Genomic DNA, 18,373 nt, shown 5'->3' with positions numbered 1-18,373 from the left:
GCCTTGCCGTGGCCCTATGTATATTGCTTATCCTTCCAAAACCAGTTCGCACTTCATGCCCATTTTGAGCGGCGTACCCGGTTCTATGCTCTGCTTAACCACCTTGCCGCGACCCACAAGCCTTACTTTCACACCCCGACTTTCCACCAGATACACGGCATCGCGTGCACCCATGCCATGCACATTGGGCATTTGCGAACGCACAAACTGCCTTGTTCTTTTCAGCGATACGGCTTTTCCGCCTTCGATGGAGGCCTGCCCCCAAATGGGTTTCGTGCTGGCATCGCCGGCTTTCCAGTCTACAAAGGTCTTTACGCCAAGATGCGACAGCACATAGTCGGCCGCCAGCACGTTGCCCGACTTCACTTCGGGATAGAGTATCGACGAGCTGTCGCGGGCGTCGCGGGCATCTAGCTTGATGTCTTTGGCCATGATGCCCTCGGCTATGTTCCTAAAAACAGGGCCGCACATCAGTCCACCCGATGCGGGGATGCCCGTCTTCTGTATGCAGACGATGCAACTGTATCGTGGTGCCTCGGCGGGGAAGTAGCCGGCAAAGCTCAACAGATAGTCTACACTACCGCTTTTATAGCCTGCCGCGCCCTTAGACATTTGCGCCGTGCCTGTTTTGCCGGCCACCTGAAAGAGGTTCGAGCCGGCTTTCTTGGCCAACCCTTGGCTCACCACCTTGCGCAACACATCTTGTATCAGTTTTACCGTTCGGGGCTTGCATATCTGTTCGTAGCCTTTCATCGGCTCTGGGGGGAAGTCCATGATGGTAACGCCATCCTTCATCACCTTTTTAACAAAGCGCGGACGCATCAGCTTGCCGCCGTTGGCTATGGCGTTATAGAAAGCCAGCATCGAAATGGGCGGCACCTGCGTTTCGTAGCCGATGCTCATCCACGGCAAGGCCGTGTTGCTCCAATTCACCCATTGTCCGTTGGGGGCTTTCTTGGGCATGCGTATCTTTGCCGGCGACGAACCTACGAGGGGTATTTGAAAGTCTAACCCAAGCCCCAGGCGATAAATGCCGCGCACAAACCGCTCGGGATTGTTGTGATAAAATTGGTCGATTACGCGGCTCACACCGATGTTGGAACTCACTTCGAGCGAACGCGACACCGACAGCACGCCATATCCACCGCGCCGCCAGTTGTGGTCGCGCATCTCTCGGCCATACATGGGCCACGTTCCGCCACCCGTATTCACTTGATATGCGGTGTCTACCACGCCGTCGTCTATGGCCGTCATGATGCTGGCCACCTTAAACACCGAGCCTGGTTCCAGCAAATCGCTTACCGCATGGTTTTTCAATTCGCGGTATTCGCCGTCCTGACAGCGTTCCATGTTAACGATAGCCTTCACGTCGCCCGTGGCCACTTCCATCACAATCACCACGCCCACCCTTGCGCTAATCTCCTTCATCTCTTCGAGAAGCGAGCGTTCGGCCAAGTCTTGCATGCCCACGTCGATGGTGGTAACGATGTCGGCGCCATCAATTGGAGGCGTGTCCATGATGTCGAGGAACCTGTTGAGCACCTTGCGACGATGGATAATGCCGTTAGAGCCGCGCAGGATTGAGTCGTAAGACAGCTCCAAGCCAAAGCGCGCCGTGTCTTTTGCGCCATACATGTCGCCCACGGTGCGCCCTGCCAACGAGCCATACGGACGTTGGCGCGCGTTAAATTCTTCGGTATGGAAACCGCTCTTATACTTCGACAGGTTGAATACGGGCAGCATGCGCACCTCGGTATAGGTGTTATAGTCCACGCGCCTGTCCCACAACAGCCAATGCCTACTTTGCTTGTTGCGCCCTTCTTCCAAGTGTCGCCTGAAACTTGCGGCCGACTTTTCGGGGAAAATGGTGTGCAGGCCCTGGCAAATGGAGTCGAGTTTCACCTCCCACAGCGAGTCGTTCTTGGCCTCGCGCAAGGCGTTGAAGTCCATATACAACTTATATTCGGGCAACGACGAGGCCATCAGTTGCCCGTCGCAGCTCAATATGTTCCCGCGCATGGGCTTAACGCTCACGCTGTCTTTCTTCTGACGGTCGGCCACGGCCATCCAATAGTCGCGCTTGGCCATCATGATATAAAGCGTCTTGCCAATCACCGCAATGGCCACCATCGTCATCAAAATGGTGATGAAGGTGTAGCGCGGCATGATTTTCTTCGACTCGAACTTGCTCATTCTTCGGGAACGTTTATGATATATGGTGGTTGGTCGGGCATGTGCAATGTCGTGTCGTTGCTTTCGCGCAGCAACCTCAGCACGTGGCTCTCCCTACTCTTCTCGGTTATTTGGCTATTGCTCGACAGCGACTTGTACTTGGCGTCTTGCAACTCTTTCGTCAGCTGGTCTATCTCGATGAGATACTGTTGGCAGCTGTACCTGTTGGCGATATACACAAAGATGAAAGCCGTGATAAGCAGCAACAACCATATCTGCTTGCGTATGGTTGACGTGTTGAGGATGTCGCCACCAATGATTTTCATGAAGGTGAGGTTCGATGTCAATGGTGCATCGCTCTCGGTGGCTTGTTCCATAATGGCCTCTTTCAGCGTAGGCAGCTCGTCGGTTGCGGCCTCTTTCGTTTCGGCCTCATCCTCGTTTGTACCCCCGCGCTCGCCTGCTTTGTCTTCGTTTGGGCGTTTCTCGCCTTTCGCGACCGCTTTCTTAGCGGCCTCGCTCTCTCGCTTGGCTATGTTCTTCAATGTCTCCACGGGGTCTGGTCCGTCGTTCGGCTGCTCCACAGTAAACCGAAGGTCGGGTTCGCCCGCGTTCATGTCTTTGTCTTTCATCTCTTTTCTGCAATTCTAAGTTTTGCACTTCGGCTCCGCGGGTTGCGCAGTTGCTCATCGTCTGTGGGCACAATCACCTTATTGTTCACCAACGTGAATGGCGTTTGCGCTCGCCCGAAGAAGTCTTGAGATAGTTTTCCTTCCACATTTCCCGTCTTCATAAAGTTTTTCACCATGCGGTCTTCCAGGCTGTGGTAGGTTATTACGCTCAGTCGGCCACCCTTTCCTAACCATTGTGCTGCGGCTTGCAGCATCTCTTTAAGGGCGTTCATCTCGTTGTTCACCTCGATGCGCAGGGCTTGGAAAAGCTTGGCCATCTCCTTTTTTTCGCGTTCGCGCTTAAAGAAAGGCTCCACAATGGCCGCAAACTGCTGTGTGGTTTGCACGGCGGCTTTGGCTCGCGCCTTTACAATGGCCGAGGCTATGCGCCGCGATTGGCGTATCTCGCCATAAAGGAAGAACACATCGGCCAACCTCTCCTCGTCGTAAGTGTTCAGCACTTGCGCGGCGGTTAGGGCGGCGTTCTTGTTCATGCGCATGTCCAGCGGGGCGTCGAAACGGAAAGAGAACCCCCGTTCTTGGTCGTCGAAATGGTGCGACGACACGCCCAAGTCGGCCAATATGCCGTCAACATGGTCTACGCCATAGTAGCGCATCCAGTTGTCTAGGTATCTAAAATTGCTCCGCACAAAGGTAAACCGCTCGTCGTTGGCCAGTGGTTGCTGCCCGTCGGGAGATTTGCGGCGCGTGTTTTCTTCGGCATCCGCATCTTGGTCGAAACTGAAAAGGCGCGCCGTACCGTCCATTTTCGAAAGAATATGGCGCGTATGTCCCCCGCCGCCAAAGGTTACGTCTACATAAACGCCGCCTTCAACGATGTTCAATGCCTCTACGCTCTCGGCAAGTAGCACCGGCACATGATACCCTTGGGCTGTAATGATGTTGTCGTTGTTCATTGGTTTTCTCCTTCCGGCAATGCCATAATGGCCTCAACAGCTGGCCCGAAGTCGTGGGCAGCCACGAAAGGCTGTTGCGTATTGGCCTCGCTCCAAATCTCAATGGTGTCGCCCATGCCCAAGAAACGAATGCTTTGGCTTATCTGGGCCATCGCCATATAACGTTTCGGGATGAGGAAACGCCCGTTTCCATCGAGCGTAACCAGTTCCACATCAGACACGAATTGCCTGAAAAGCTGTTGGTGGGCGGCGTTCCAACGCGACAGTCGGTTGCGTAGCGCGTCCATCTGTTCGTTCCAAACGCTTTCTGGGTAAAGCACCAAACAAGGCTGGTGCAGGTCTTTGCAAAGCACAAGACTTTCTTCGCCCGATGCTTGCAGCACCTTGCGGAAAGCGACGGGCAAGAACACCCTTCCCTTCGCGTCTGTCTTTGCTTCTGTGTTACCCAAGAACCGCATTCTTTTCTATTAGATGGAAACTACCGCCAAAGTTAATCATTTTTCCCCATCTTCCCCCACTTTTCTCCACAAAATGTGCTAATTGCGAAAGAAGAATTATGTTAAAAGAGAATTTTCAAGGCGTTGTTGTCCTCGTCCATTGGGCTAGAAAAGCCTGCATTTATAGGGGCATACGGGGTTAAGGCAGCTACAACGCCCCGCATTTTTAGGGCTTTTAGGTGGGCAAGATTATCCAACAGCATTGGAACACTTAGCTACATTAAAGGCTTGAAGTGCTTAAAGAGCCAAGCACGACTGAGAAACCAAGCACATCAAACCTGCCTAAACGACCCCAAAAGGCGAGGATATAACCGAGCCACAGCGAGGAATGTTGGCATATTCGTTGACAAGTTTTCAGAGAATAGCTTGCATATCTCAATGTTTTTGACGAATTTTGTGTAAAGGTTGTGCCTGTCTCGGTTTGAACTTAACAACCTAAACGCCACCAAGCCACTAAAAATTAGCGGCATGTAAGGTCTCTTAATCATGTTTTATCCATTTAATTCCGCCAACGAATTTAGTTATGAGATGTGTTGTTATTTTATCTTTCTTGGCTCTATGCGCATGTAAAGCAACCTCAAAGAAAGCATCCTACCCAGAGCAAAGGCTAACTTATTCAAAACAAGAGGCAAAGTCTTCTTGTGCTGGAGAACGTATTAACCGGCAATTCATATCATTAACCAATAAGAGCCACCTGGTGAAGAGCAAAGAAACCTTGCCATACGATAAACGTATTGATATAAAGACCGTGAAATACAATCTGATAGAAAGTAAGTTGTTGAAAGGTGCTTCAGCGTTTATTTGTGATGGAGGAAACAAACTAAGATACCTACCTTTACCCAATAAAGGAGACGTGTCTTTGATCTTAGTACCAATGGACTGCGGGGATTTTGACTATCGATTTTATTTGCTAACAATAAAGAATAACACCATTATATCAGACCTCTATGTTGAAGGCATTTGGTATGAACCAGGTGGCCCTGAGTTGGAGGAGGTTACATCCTTCAAAATTGATAAGAACTTTTCTGTTAAGGTTAAGACTACATCATTGGGGTCTCCGCAGAAGGTTAGGAATTATATAATTAGGGATGACGGTAAAATTATCAAAAAGTAAAAACTTAGAATGGTGAACTCGTTGGCGAGATTAATTAAGTACGCGCTAAACTAATTCTGCCAACAGATACACTCACGACACAATAAACTCGCGAACTTACAAAGAAGACGTCTTAACTATTTCCTCATTGCATGTGGCAAAACATGGCTATGCCTCAAAAAGGTAGTCTGGTGGGAGTTCTTTCAATACGTTCCTTACAAGTTGAAAGCATCTTCCCCGTGGCATATAATGAGGAGAAAGCAAGGAGGACTTCTTTATGTTTCTTATGTTCTTATGTCAAAACCCGAAAGATGAACGTTTTCGTTAAGCCAAATGAACAATGTCGGGCTTGCCCGAACATTGTCATGGCGAGAAAACGCACTTTTCGAGGAACGAGAGAAGAACGTTTTCGTTAAGCCAAACGAACAATGCCGAGCTTGCCCGAACATTGTCATGGCGAGAAAACGCACTTTTCGAAGAACGAGAGAAGAACGATTACCCCGTTTACTTATCCACTTGTCTTCTTGTTAACCTGCCCATTCGCTAATACGCCAGCTGATGTAAACTATTCGGTAAGAAATTTAACATTATGAGTGCCCTTTCTCTTCACCAACGGCCCACCTTGCCGCAAAAAATCGATTCTCGCGAAGGTTTGTTTTGATGGAAAAAGGGTTGTATGTGAATGTTGGCAAAATGAATATTTATTTAGTAAAGACCGTCATTTGCACCAGTTTTGGGGTGTTTTGCTGCAAAATGAAGGGCGTTTTAGTGCAAAACGCAGTGCGTTTTGGTGCTAAATGCAGTGCGTTTTGATGCAAAATGCAGGGTGTTTTGGTACTAAATGCAATGTGTTTTGGTGCTAAATGCAGCGCAAAATGCTGCTAAATGCAAGGCGAAAAGCATAAATATCCACCATAATCGCATAAACAAAACCTTCTAAAACCACGAAACACATGGCCGAAAAGGGTAAAATAGGCGTTAAAAAGGGGGATTTTAGGGTATAAAAGGGGACATTTGGGCCTGAAAAATCATGAGCCTACCACCAAACTAGAGAGACAAAAAGGTGCAAAATGCAGCTGTTTTCTTAAAAGTAGACAAGGGAAGGGGCGCGAAAGGGATGAAAATAGTGACTTTTTAGCCACTTTATAGCCAATGTTTACGCTAGAACGACCTGAAAATTAGAAGGTGTTTGTAAAATAAAAATAATGATTTTAAGATTTTTGGATGAGGAGATTTTGAGATGAGGAGCAGACGAGTTGATGAGTTTTTGAATTTTGTTTATTCTGGGGTTTGTGAGTTCCTGAGTTGATGAGCAAACGAGTTGATGAGTTTTTGAGTTTTGCTTATTTTGGGGTTGGTGAGTTTGTGCGTTGGTGAACAGACGAATTGATAAGTTTTTGAGTTTGTTTTTGCGGAGGTTGTGCGTTTTGTTTTTGGGGAGGTTGTGCGTTTGTGCGTTGATGAGTTCTCGCGTTTTTGAGATGGTGGGTTATTGAGTTGACGAGTTTGCAAGTTGAGGAGACTATAAGCTGATGAGTTCTTGAGCCTGTGAATTGACAAGTTGATGCCTGCGGGAGTTGTTGAGCTATCTCGAGCTTGCCTACCCGCGAGTAGCCTTTTGTTCCCGCGCTATGTATATAAAGAGGAGTGCTCATCTTGTGTTGGCAGCTCAAATTTAGACCCATTAAAGGTAAACACGGCACCAATAAAAGTTGAAAATGCCTTTTCGAAACGAATGTTTTAGGAATTGACAGAAATCAAAAAACACACGAAAGCTTGCCAAATTCGCAACTTTTTCGTAATATTGCAAACGAATAACAAAACGCTTTTAGGATATGCACCCATTAGAGAAGTTTAGATATTGCCCCTGCTGCGGCAGCTCGCGCTTTGAAGAGAACACGGAAAAGAGCAAGGTTTGCAAGAGTTGCGGTTTCGAATATTTTCTCAATCCCAGCAGTGCCAACGTGGCCTTCATCGTTAATGCCAAAGGCGAACTACTTGTTGAACGCCGCAAAGAAGACCCGGGGAAAGGCACACTCGACCTGCCTGGCGGCTTTTCGGACACCAACGAAACGGCCGAAGAAGGCGTGCGGCGCGAGGTGAAAGAAGAAACGGGGCTCACCGTTACCAATTGCCAATACCTGTTTAGCCAACCAAACGTTTACCGCTACGCTGGATTCGACGTGCATACGCTCGACCTGTTTTTCCGCTGCGAGGTGGAAGACGAGAGCCAACTGCAAGCCATGGACGATGCCGCCGAGTGTTTCTGGCTCGCTCCCGAAGACATCCACACCGAGGAATTCGGCCTGCGCTCCGTTCGCCAAGGGCTTTACGAGTTTCTTAAATATGTGGAGGCAAAGAAGGCCGAGAGCAAAGGCGAACCCTCGAAATGGAAAAACTGCCTACCATTTAGAAAGGAAGAGAAAGCTGAATAAGGTAAGCTACAGGCCGACGGTCAGGCACTTGACCACCCCTTTTATTGGTATTGCAAGCATTTGTGTTTAAAACACTACCTGCAACATGGCGGCTACAAACATCGTACAAAGGGCGTTGTAGCCACATCGCAAGTGGCGTTGCACACACGCAACGGGAGCTTTTTAACCGCCACAAGGGGCAGGGAGGCGCACCGCAAGGGGCTCGCAACATCACAACTAGCAACCGGTAGCCCCGCCAAAAGCCGTACAAAGCCCACGCATGGCCTGCAACTTGTTGGCAACAGCCCGCCTACGCCCAACTTATTATACAAAGAAACCAACACATCTCTTTGTCCCCCACCCCACTTCCAAGGGGCTGTCGCCCCACCATAGGTTAACCTACCCATCAGGAAAACAGAAGAAAACCTGAACTCAACGACACCATTTTATAATCAAACCAAATTGGGCATGAAACGCGCGTTCCACTCATAGGCAAAGCAAGCGGCCGATAATGATTGGCACAGAACAAAATTTCACGCTCCCAACTACCGCGTAGCGTTTGACCACACAAAGAACCACCGCATGAAGACCACCGTCACCGACCTGCCCTTCATACGGCCAGACAACACCTCATCTTTTTAATGTCGGTTGACTATAATCCCCCCTCTTCCACTTATAGCACCATTAAATTCCAAGACAGCACCCACGCTTTGCTTGCGTCTTACCAAACTACCAAAGTGAAAGAACATATCATTCTTACGCTTACAAAAACACAAATATCCGCATCAATCAATCGCAAAAAGAAACAAAAAGATAGCTAAACGTCAACAACATGCTTTCTTCACCCTTTAAAACGAATAAAAAACGCTGGAATGTAACATTACGTACACTTTTCAAACAAATATCATACAGAAAAGGCAATGTCAGCAACAAAATTGCAAAAAAGTTCAGCCTTAAAGAGGTTTTCTACACATTATTCACTAACTTTACCGCCGTGTTAGGAACGATTATGGTAGATTGAAGCAGCTCAACCCACCACGAATGTCCTGTAACACAGACAGAGTTGGGCGCACCAACCGCCTAACCATTGGAAATTTCGTATCAACCAAACAACAACAATCGCTGCATTTTTTTATGTTTTGAGCCTATGAAGAAGTTCTACTCGTTTCTTTTAGGAACAATTTTAGTTATGGTTTCGTCGGCCGCTTATGCCGACAGCAACATCAAGATAAACGTTGATGATGCCAGCCGAGTGAGTATTAAGGTTAACGGCGTTGCGATAAACAACCTTGTTAACGGAGAAAACAACATCCCGATTACCGCAAGCGGCTCGTTTGAAGTGAGGGCAACAGACGGGAACTGCCTGGTAGACGTGGTAAAGAAAACTGCCAAGGGAGACACAAAACAGAACATTTACAGCATGACCAGCTGCTATGTCTACGTCAGCCTGCCCGACGACAATGGGTGTACCATCAACATCACCACCAACACTTTCGCCAAATTACGCACGGCTTCGTGCACCGTTAAGGTAGACAATGCCGCAAAAGTGAAGGTGCAACGCTCTGGCACTTATACGGAGGTGACGCTAAAAGACGGCAACAACACCATTCATTGGATTCCCGACGTGGAGAAAGAAATTGTCATCAGCACAGTATCTTATACCGCCGCACCGCTTTACAGCATCGTGGTAGACGGATTGCAACTGCCCAAAGGCAACACTTCCTACACCGTTAAGCCCAAAGACGGCGGACTGATCGACATCACCGCAAACTATCCCGACAAAGACTGCCGCGTTAAATTCGCATTCAACACCGAAGAAGCCAAGGGCGTTGTAAGCAGTGTTACTGTAGACGGAAAGCCCGTAACCAACTATACCGACCCCAATTTCTCGGTAAAAGCCGGTTCAAGGCTCACCATCACGTTCAACACCACCACCCACGCCATCGATGCAGTGAAGGTTAACGGAACGCCAAACACCATATACGGCAGCCTTAACCTCACGATTACCGACGACATGAACATCGACATAGCCGCACATAAGCTTGGAAAGGTAAAGGCCATGTTCTATGTAGACCATGCCGAAAACATCATCTTATTCCAAGGATGGGACTATAACCAAAACCACATTGCCCTACAAGACGGCATGAACACCATCGAACTGCCCGAAACAAACTGCGTGGTTAAGGTCAGGGCAAAGAACGGATGCAAGATTAAAGTGCTAAGGCTGAACGGCAAACAATATACGAACAACATCGACGGGGTGTACGAAATAACCCTGAAAAACGGAATGAACATCGGCGTTGAAACTTCGGCACCCAAGCGCGACAAAACGGCTACGGTGTTTGTAGACAGCAAACAACTAGCCGACCGCTTCTTCTACTTCAACCGACAAGACCGAACGGAAGTGCAACTGAACAACGGAGAGAACACCATCAAATTCGGTGAAGACGACAACCCCTTCACACTGGCCTTCGACGGAACCGACCTGAGCAAACTTAAAGTGCGGCTCAACGGAAAAGAAGTTGAAGCAACGGGTGGAGGAGGACACACCTACGAACTTGAATTTGCTAACGGCGACCGCCTTGAAATATGGTTCAACGGGATTTCCACCAACGGCATTGCCAACCCAGCCGCAGCCAACAAAACCAACAAGCGCGTGGTTTACCGACTCGACGGAACGCGCGTTGATGAACAAAAGAACCTTCCAAAAGGGCTATATATCATTAACGGAAAGAAAATTTTTATCAACAAGTAATGAAGCGAACATTTCTCACCACCATTTGTGCTGGCCTCCTATTGGGAGGCTATGCACAGTCGAAAATCGACTTGCAAAGCCAAGTTACGTTGAAAGAAGAGCTTAATTTTAAAATTCCACGTTACAACCCACAAACCAGAAGCATCGGTAGGGGCAACGCTAACCCCCAACGAACGATTGGCATGATTGAGTTTGACGGGAAGGAGGCTCTTGGAACTCTTGCCGAAAACAATGTGAGCGTATTGCGGGTAAAAGGCAACATCGCCATCGTTAGCATGCCGCTAAATGGCGTTGAGCACATAGCCGAACTGAAATGCGTACGCAGAATACAACTGTCGCGCCCTGTTGCACAGAAAATGGACCGCGTTAGAGAGGCCGTTGGCGTAAACAAAATACACCAAGGCGTTGGCCTGCCGCAAGCCTATACGGGCAAAGGAGTGGTTACGGGCATCGTAGACGGAGGCATCGATCCCAACAACATCAACTTCCTTAAACCCGACGGAACCACACGATATGGTTACCTCAGCAGGCTTTACACCAGCAGTGCAGGCAAACACGGGTACATCTGGGAGAGCTATTTCCCCAAGGCACAGTTGCCCGAAATAGCCAAACACAAGAAATCAATGGACAACGTGTTTGCCATTGAAGACTTTGAAACCGACAACAGCAGACAATTTCATGGCACCCACACCACCGGAATTATGGCCGGAGGGTACAAGGGAAAGGCCACCGTTGCCGTTACCAAGGACAACAAGACCTCGAAAAACGTCGAGATGCCCAACCCCTATTACGGAATAGCAACAGAATCGGAGTTGGTGGCTTCGTGCGGAGACCTGCGCGACGTGTTCATCGCACTGGGCATAGACGACGTTTATCAATACGCCCGCCTATCAGGGCCGCAGGCCAAGCCATGCGTCATCAACCTCTCGTTAGGCAGCAACCTGGGCTCGCACGACAGCACTAGCGTGATGAACCGCTACTTAGCCGGCTGCACAGACAGTGCCATCATCTGCGTGGCAGCAGGCAACGAGGCCAACTATCCCGTGGCACTGAACAAGACTTTCACCCAAACCGACAACAAGCTGCAAACCTTCATCCGCCCAATGGCAGAAGGAAAACAACACATAGGAAAGAAAGACTACTACAACTTTCGCAATGGGCAGGTGTACGCTTACAGCTCGGATGCCACCGAGTTTAAGATGCAAGTGGTGGTCTTTAACGAGAAACGAGGCCGTATTGCCACACGCATCACCGTAGAACCCAGCCCCACCGGTAAGCTAACCATGTATTCATCTGGTGGCGAATATGCCGAAGAAGGGGCGATAACCAGCAACTCGGTCTTCAACCAAGCCTTTGAAGGATACGTAATGGTGGGCGGAACAAAAGACCCTGAAACGGGTCGCTACTACGCCATCGCCCGTTTCCTAACCAGCGACAACCAAACAACCAACAAAACGGGTAAATACAAACTAGGCATACTTGTTGAAGGGAAGGATGGCAAACGCGTAGACCTGTACGGCGATGCGCAGTTCGTTTACTTCGACGACTACGACGGTGCCTACAACGATGCCAATGGAAGTGGAATTTGGGCGAAGGGTTCGCGCAACGGCACCATCAACGACATGGCCTGTGCAGCAGGCATGATTACCGTGGGAAGCTATAACGTGCGCGACCACTGGGCAGCTATGGACGGATGGGTCTACGGCTACAACAGGCACGAATATGATGAAGGCAAGGTGACGCGTTTCTCTTCTTTCGGGACGCTTCTCGACGGCCGCAATCTGCCATTAGTTTGCGCACCCGGCGCAGTTGTTATATCTTCGGTTAACACCTACACCGTTGAAGACCCCAAGAACGGCTACGCCCCGGTGAACTTGCAAGCCAAGCACACCGTCAACGGCAAGAGCTATTACTGGCACCAAACCCTGGGCACATCGATGGCAACACCTGTTGTGGCAGGTTCTATCGCACTTTGGCTCGAAGCCGACCCAACGCTTAAAGCCGCAGACGTTGCCGACATCATCCGCAAAACGGCTGTTGTTGACAATGATGTGAAAGAAGGAGACCCCGTACAATGGGGCGCAGGAAAGTTTGATGCCTACGCCGGACTGAAAGAAGTGCTACGCCGCAAGGCCGGCTCAACAGGCATCAACACCGCCGAAGCCGACAACAAAACCATCATCAACCCGGCCGGGCCAAGGCGCTTTAACGTGTTTAGGGCTGGCGAGAAGCAATTGGAAGTGCGCGTTTTCACCATGGCAGGGCTGCTTGCACATACCCAATCGACCGTGGGAGACGAAACAACCATAGACGCCAGCGCATGGAGCAAAGGCGTTTACCTTATCCAAGTGAACGGAAAATCAGCGAAAAAAATTATTATTTACTAACAGCGTATGAATTACAAACAAACCCTACTTGCATCTTTGCTGTTGGCATTGATGGCAGTGGTGGGCCTGCCGGCGTTCGCACAGAACAAAAATCAGCAACCCATCATCACATTCCATACCACCGTGTATGAGGAAAATAAAGGCGAATCGCCCATCGTAACCTTCTCGCTTGGTAGCACACAAGGCAACGAATACGTAGAGATAGACTGCGGAAACGGCTCCGAAGAACTGGCCGTTGGCGTTGCCAAGCTGAAACAAGGCGCAGAAGTGCCCACAGGAACCGACTACTCGGGAACGGTTACCAGGGACGGAATCGTAAAGATCTACGGCGACCCAAGCAAAATAGACTTCTTCAACGCTACGGGTTGTAAGATAGACCAAATTACCTTTCATAAGGATTTGAAACTGTCTTACCTGCGATTGGCCTACAACTCCATTAAGCAGATAGACCTTTCCAACCTCAAATCGTTGCAGTTCCTCTACCTGCGCGACAACCCCTTCTCGGCACAAACGCCGCTTAGGCTGGGCAACATGCCCGAACTTCTGGAACTGGAAATTGCACAATGCGCATACGTACAGTCTAAGTTCGAGTTAAAGAACTTCCCCAAGCTGGTGTCGTTCGATGCCTACCACTGCCGCACCATCACTGAGGTAGACACCAAAGGCTGCACCACGCTGCGCCGTTTGAGCCTCGACATGACCGACATCAGCACCATCGACGTTTCGCACAACGCCAACCTGAATGTACTGAATGTTAGCGACACGCGAGTAAACAAGCTGGACATCAGCAAAAACTCCAAGCTGAACGAACTCTACATAGAGCATGCTTCGGGTACGATTAACACCGATGTGAAGTTCGACGACATCGACCTCACCCACTGTCCTGACCTACGCCACTTATATTGTGCGGGCAACAACCTGCGTTCGCTCAACCTGAGCAAAGTGCCTAAGCTGGTTACGTTGGGAGCAAACCACAACAAGCTTACCTCTATAGACGTGAGCAAATGTCCCGACTTGTACATCTTCAACATACGCAAAAACCTGATGACCTTCGCCTCGCTGCCCAAACCACAGAACACTTGGCGCGAGTATTACTACGACCAACGCGACTTGGTGCTGGACGATACCTACAAGGTGGGCACCGTGCTCGACTTCTCTAAACAAGTTTTGCGCGAAGGAACAACCACATTGGGCAAACTCTACAAGCTGGATAAAGACGTACTGGCTCAACGTACCGAGCTAGATGCCAGCTATTACTACTACGATAACGGAAAGGTAACGCTGCTTAGGCCCGTAGACGGCAAGGTGGTGCTTATCTTCACCAACACCATTTTCAACGAATACCCCCTATTTACCGAACCATTCACCGTTAAAGACGATAGCGAATTTGGTAAGGACGTAAGGGCAATAGACTTTGCCACCACCGCAACGGCTGGACAAACCATCAACCTAACCGTGGGAATGAAGGGCGCAACGCCACAGAAACCCGTAAAAGTTAAGGTAGACTTTGGCAACGGACAACTGAAAGAAGTAAACATCACCGCCGAAAAGCCCACTGCCGCGAACATCACCGGTCAGCGAGCAGGTAACGGAAACATCGTGGTGACCGTACCGCAAGACAACTATGTGACGGCTCTTGAAGTGAAAGACTTGAACATCACAAGCATAGATGTTACCGAACTAACAGACCTGCGCGTGCTGTCGCTCGTTAATACGGGGCTTACCACCATCGACTTGGGACGTAACAACCAGCTCGAAAGGCTCGACTTGTCGCACAACCAACTCAAAACCATCTCGCTGAAAGGCAAGTCTAAGTCGCAATACAAGAGTCTGCTCACCAACGTGAACCTCAGCCATAACCAGCTTGAAACAATCACGGTAGACGATTACTTCACCATTACCGACTTCGACCTAAGCCACAACAACTTGGCCAACCTCGACCTGCGACGTGCCGATGCACTGGTAAGGGGCAACCTCTCGTACAACAAGCTTACAAGAATGATTCTCGACCACAGCGAACAGCTCAAAGAACTAAACGTTTCTAACAACGAGCTTACCTTGCTGGGCATTATCCCCTTAGCGCCAGTTGCCAAACTCGACATCAGCAACAATCACTTCACACTGGCCAACATGCCCAACAGGTTTGGCCTAGACGAGGCTCACTTTACGTACGCTCCGCAACGCGAAGTGGTGATTGCCACCACATCGCCCGGTATCGACCTCACCGAGCAATACGTAACCATCAACAACAAAACCACCAACTTCGTTTGGAAAACCGAAGGCGGACAACCCTACGTGCTGGGAACCGACTACCTGGACGACAAGGGTTCTACCAGGTTTAAGACCCTAACCAAAGGCAAAGTGTATTGCGAAATATCACATCCTGCCTATCCCGCATTCACGGGTAAGAACATCTTAAAGACCACCTTGGTGCAACCCATCCCCGCACCAACAAACGAACTGGCATCGTTTACCACCACAAACAACAAAGACAGCGTGCAACTGTCACTGCGTGGCAACATCGAGGGCATGTCTGTTTACTTCGACTGGCGCGGCGACGGTGCCATGAGCCAATACGTTTTGAAGGCCGATACCTACACACGCTTTAACGCCCTCACCAACAAAGGCGTGAAGGTGCGCGTGTTGGTGTCGAAACCCGAAGAGAAACTTACCGTGTTCAGCGTTACCAACGCCAAGATGTCTTCGGTAGATATCAGCAAGTTGGCAGACACCCGCTCTATTACATTAGACAACGTTGGCCTCTCCAAGTTCGACTTCGCGCCTAGCACAGCACTTAAACAGCTAGACCTTAGCCGCAACAACATCTCTGACATAGACCTCTCGAAGTATCCCAAGCTCGAATACCTGTCCATGTCCGACAACAAGCTTACCAAGCTCGACCTTACTAAGAACAAAGACCTGATAGTGGTAAGCCTTAGCCGAAACAACCTGACAGAGGTTAACTTCCGTGGACTTACAGCATTGGAGAGCCTCGACCTAACCGCCAACTCGATGACAACGCTCGACTGTAAGCCACTGCTCAACTTGGGCCAGCTCTTCGTCAGCAACAACAAGCTCACGTCTATCAACGTGAAGAACAACGCCTACTTGCGTGCGCTGAACCTTGTTGGCAACAACCTCCGTTTCTCTTCATTGCCTCCCACAACGGGCACTTACCGCACATCGTATGCCTATCAAAGGCAAAACCCCGTTGACGTTAGTGCCAACGGCAACAAGGTAGACCTCAGTTCAGAGGCTGTCATCGACGGAACACCCACCGTGTACCGCTGGTTTACGGGTAATGTGAACGTAGATAAGAACGGAAACCTACAAGGCGAGGAGTTTGATGTAGATGCCGAATACACCATAACCAACGGCGTTACTACGCTGAAACTCACCAAACGCTACGAAGACTTGGTTTGCGTAATGACCAATGCCAAGTTCCCCAAACTGTTGCTGCACACCAAGCACATCCGCTTCATACCCGACGCAACGGGCATCGAGGGTGTAAATGCCGACAACACCGACACCTTTATCAAGGTTGTTGAAGGCGGTATCGTGGTAGAAACCGCAACAGGAAGCACCGTTAACGTGTATGGCATAAACGGCGGTTTGGTACAGAAGGCTAAGATGAACGGCACAAGCCAAAGTTTCTCTCTACCCAAAGGCGCATACGTTGTTACCGTAAACAATAAGGTTGCCAAGGTAATGGTGAAATAAACCTCACACATTTGCCTAGTGGCAGAAATCCCAAAAGGGGATGGCAGATTGGTTTCTGCCATCCCCTTTTCGTTATTGTGAAGCCCCAATTGCCTTATCCCAATCGGCCGTTAGAGCCTATTCAGCCCCTGTGTATTGCGGAGCATATTGCTTGTCTTATGCTTGAAGGCGAGGCGTGATAGGCAAAAAACAAGGCAGGCAAGATGCCGACAAGCAAACGAAAGACAAACAGGGGGCGATGCAAACAACCTAAAATGATTGACAAGCGGCATAACTACCCGTCGGGGGTATTTTAGAACATGATGAGAAAGAAGCTTCAGCTGTCAACTCTAGTTGATGAGTTGATGAGTCGATGAGTATGGAAGATGATAAGAAAGAAGCCTCGCCTATCAACTCTAGTTGATGAGCTGATGAATTGATGAGTATGGAAGATGATTAGAAAGATGCCTCGCCTATCAACTTATTCGCTCCTTAACTTGTCAACCCGTCCGCTTGTCAACCCCTCAACCACTCTCCTTTTGTCTGTTTTTCAGCAAGAAATTTAAGACTAAGAGTGCCCTTTTTGTCCATCAAGACTCACCTTGCCGCAAAAAATCGATTCTCGCGAGGGTTCGTTTTGATGCAAAAAGGGGGTAGGATGTGAATGCGGCAAAATGGATATTTATTTGCAAACGCCGCCATTTGCACCCGTTTCGGGGCTATTTGCCGCGAAATGAAGGGCAATATGCTGCAAAATGCCGTGCGTTTTGCCGCTAAATGCCGTGCGTTTTGGTGCTAAATGCAATGCGTTTTGGTGCTAAATGCAATGCGTTTTGGTGCTAAACGCAAGCCGTTTTGGTGCTAAATGCCGTGCAAAATGCTGCTAAATGGAAGGTAAAAAGGCATAAGAATACACTGCAATGGTATAAATAAAACCTCTCCGAAGCATGAAACACATGGCCGAAAAGGGAAAAATGGACATAAAAAGTGGGGTTTTAGGGGCTAAAAGCGGGTTTTTGGAGTTGAAAAAATACGAGCAGGCAACCAAACTAGAAAGGCAAAATGGTGCAAAATGCAGGTTCTAGGCTTAAAAATAGACAAACCCCAAGGTGTGAAAAACTAGAAATAGTGCCTTTTTACCTACTTTTTGACCTAAATTTTCGCTAGAACGGAGCGAAAATTAGAGCCGTTTTGTAAAATATAAATAACGATTTAAGTTTTTGAGCTGGTGAGTTTGTGAGCTGGTGAGTTTGTGAGTTGACGAGTTGGTGAGTTAATGAGTTGGTGAGTTAATGAGTTGGTGAGTTTGCGAGTTGATGAGTTGATGAGTTGATGAGTTAGTGAGATTGTGAGTTGGTGAGATTGTGAGTTGGTGAGATTGTGAGTTGGTGAGATTGTGAGTTGGTGAGATTGTGAGTTGGTGAGATTGTGAGTTGGTGAGATTGTGAGTTGGTGTATTCGCGAGTTGTTGGTGTTTCGTGAGTTGTTGGTGTTTCGTGAGTTTATAAGCAAGCGAGTAGATTTGTTCTGCACGCCGTATATGAGAGAAGCGTCTATTTTGTGTTGGCAACCAATATTGTCCTAAATAAATTTTGTGTATCTCTCAAAGCACGGTGCCCACAGGCTCCGCAAAAAGAGCCTACTTTCAATCCCCCTATTCCGAGATGTCATCCTCTGGCGGAGGCGTGAAAGGCTCATTGAGCCACTTTTCGAGGTCTATTTTTGTGAATGTGTTTAGGCGGAGGGAGACGACGAGGTTTGCCAACGC

Annotated in this window: 11 protein-coding genes; 7 read left to right on the top strand and 4 right to left on the bottom strand. The window is 48.9% G+C overall.

Translation table 11 applies throughout. The features are described from left to right. Nucleotides 1–27: 27 nt before the first annotated feature. From HMPREF0670_RS12880 to mraZ, 4 genes are read right to left on the bottom strand one after another with little or no spacing between them, the layout of a single operon-like run. Nucleotides 28–2,193, bottom strand: a complete 2,166-nt coding sequence (locus HMPREF0670_RS12880) for a penicillin-binding protein (protein ID WP_009231589.1) — start codon at nucleotides 2,191–2,193, stop codon at nucleotides 28–30. Continuing rightward, a complete protein-coding gene (locus HMPREF0670_RS12875) occupies nucleotides 2,190–2,804 on the bottom strand; it encodes an FtsL-like putative cell division protein (protein ID WP_044078313.1) in 615 nt (204 codons plus the stop codon). Before HMPREF0670_RS12875 ends, HMPREF0670_RS12880 begins: the two co-directional genes overlap by 4 nt. Beyond that, the gene (gene rsmH, locus HMPREF0670_RS12870) at nucleotides 2,801–3,760 is read right to left on the bottom strand and encodes a 16S rRNA (cytosine(1402)-N(4))-methyltransferase RsmH (protein WP_009231587.1); all 960 of its coding nucleotides are present in this window, start codon (nucleotides 3,758–3,760) and stop codon (nucleotides 2,801–2,803) included. The genes HMPREF0670_RS12875 and rsmH overlap by 4 nt, the downstream gene beginning before the upstream one ends. Continuing rightward, nucleotides 3,757–4,218 (bottom strand): division/cell wall cluster transcriptional repressor MraZ, encoded by a 462-nt coding sequence (gene mraZ / locus HMPREF0670_RS12865; RefSeq protein ID WP_009231586.1) that lies wholly within the window; start codon nucleotides 4,216–4,218, stop codon nucleotides 3,757–3,759. Before mraZ ends, rsmH begins: the two co-directional genes overlap by 4 nt. Nucleotides 4,219–4,954: 736 nt before the next feature. Here mraZ and HMPREF0670_RS12860 point away from each other — a divergent pair. The 7 genes from HMPREF0670_RS12860 to HMPREF0670_RS16470 all read left to right on the top strand — a co-directional run bounded on the left by HMPREF0670_RS12860 (nucleotide 4,955) and on the right by HMPREF0670_RS16470 (nucleotide 17,690). Beyond that, nucleotides 4,955–5,371 (top strand): hypothetical protein, encoded by a 417-nt coding sequence (locus tag HMPREF0670_RS12860; RefSeq protein WP_009231585.1) that lies wholly within the window; start codon nucleotides 4,955–4,957, stop codon nucleotides 5,369–5,371. 319 nt (nucleotides 5,372–5,690) lie between these two features. After that, nucleotides 5,691–5,897: a hypothetical protein gene (locus tag HMPREF0670_RS12855; RefSeq protein ID WP_044078311.1), complete on the top strand. Its 207-nt coding sequence runs from the start codon at nucleotides 5,691–5,693 to the stop codon at nucleotides 5,895–5,897. A gap of 1,288 nt (nucleotides 5,898–7,185) precedes the next feature. Then, a complete protein-coding gene (locus HMPREF0670_RS12850) occupies nucleotides 7,186–7,785 on the top strand; it encodes an NUDIX hydrolase (protein WP_019187629.1) in 600 nt (199 codons plus the stop codon). A gap of 1,126 nt (nucleotides 7,786–8,911) precedes the next feature. After that, nucleotides 8,912–10,519 carry a hypothetical protein gene (locus tag HMPREF0670_RS12830; protein ID WP_009231582.1) on the top strand — a complete coding sequence of 536 codons (1,608 nt, stop codon included), beginning with the start codon at nucleotides 8,912–8,914 and terminating at the stop codon, nucleotides 10,517–10,519. Beyond that, on the top strand, nucleotides 10,519–12,906 hold the full coding sequence (locus tag HMPREF0670_RS12825) for a S8 family peptidase (protein WP_009231581.1): 2,388 nt from the start codon (nucleotides 10,519–10,521) through the stop codon (nucleotides 12,904–12,906). Before HMPREF0670_RS12830 ends, HMPREF0670_RS12825 begins: the two co-directional genes overlap by 1 nt. A 6-nt stretch (nucleotides 12,907–12,912) precedes the next feature. After that, a complete protein-coding gene (locus tag HMPREF0670_RS12820; protein ID WP_009231580.1) occupies nucleotides 12,913–16,626 on the top strand; it encodes a leucine-rich repeat domain-containing protein in 3,714 nt (1,237 codons plus the stop codon). 926 nt (nucleotides 16,627–17,552) lie between these two features. Next, the gene (locus HMPREF0670_RS16470; protein ID WP_157579647.1) at nucleotides 17,553–17,690 is read left to right on the top strand and encodes a hypothetical protein; all 138 of its coding nucleotides are present in this window, start codon (nucleotides 17,553–17,555) and stop codon (nucleotides 17,688–17,690) included. The last annotated feature ends 683 nt before the right edge of the window (nucleotides 17,691–18,373 follow it).

This window comes from Prevotella sp. oral taxon 317 str. F0108 (assembly GCF_000162415.1).
Classification (GTDB): Bacteria; Bacteroidota; Bacteroidia; order Bacteroidales; family Bacteroidaceae; genus Prevotella; species Prevotella conceptionensis.
The sequence above is the reverse complement of the archived record's forward strand: the minus strand, read 5'-3'. Positions and strand labels throughout refer to the sequence as shown.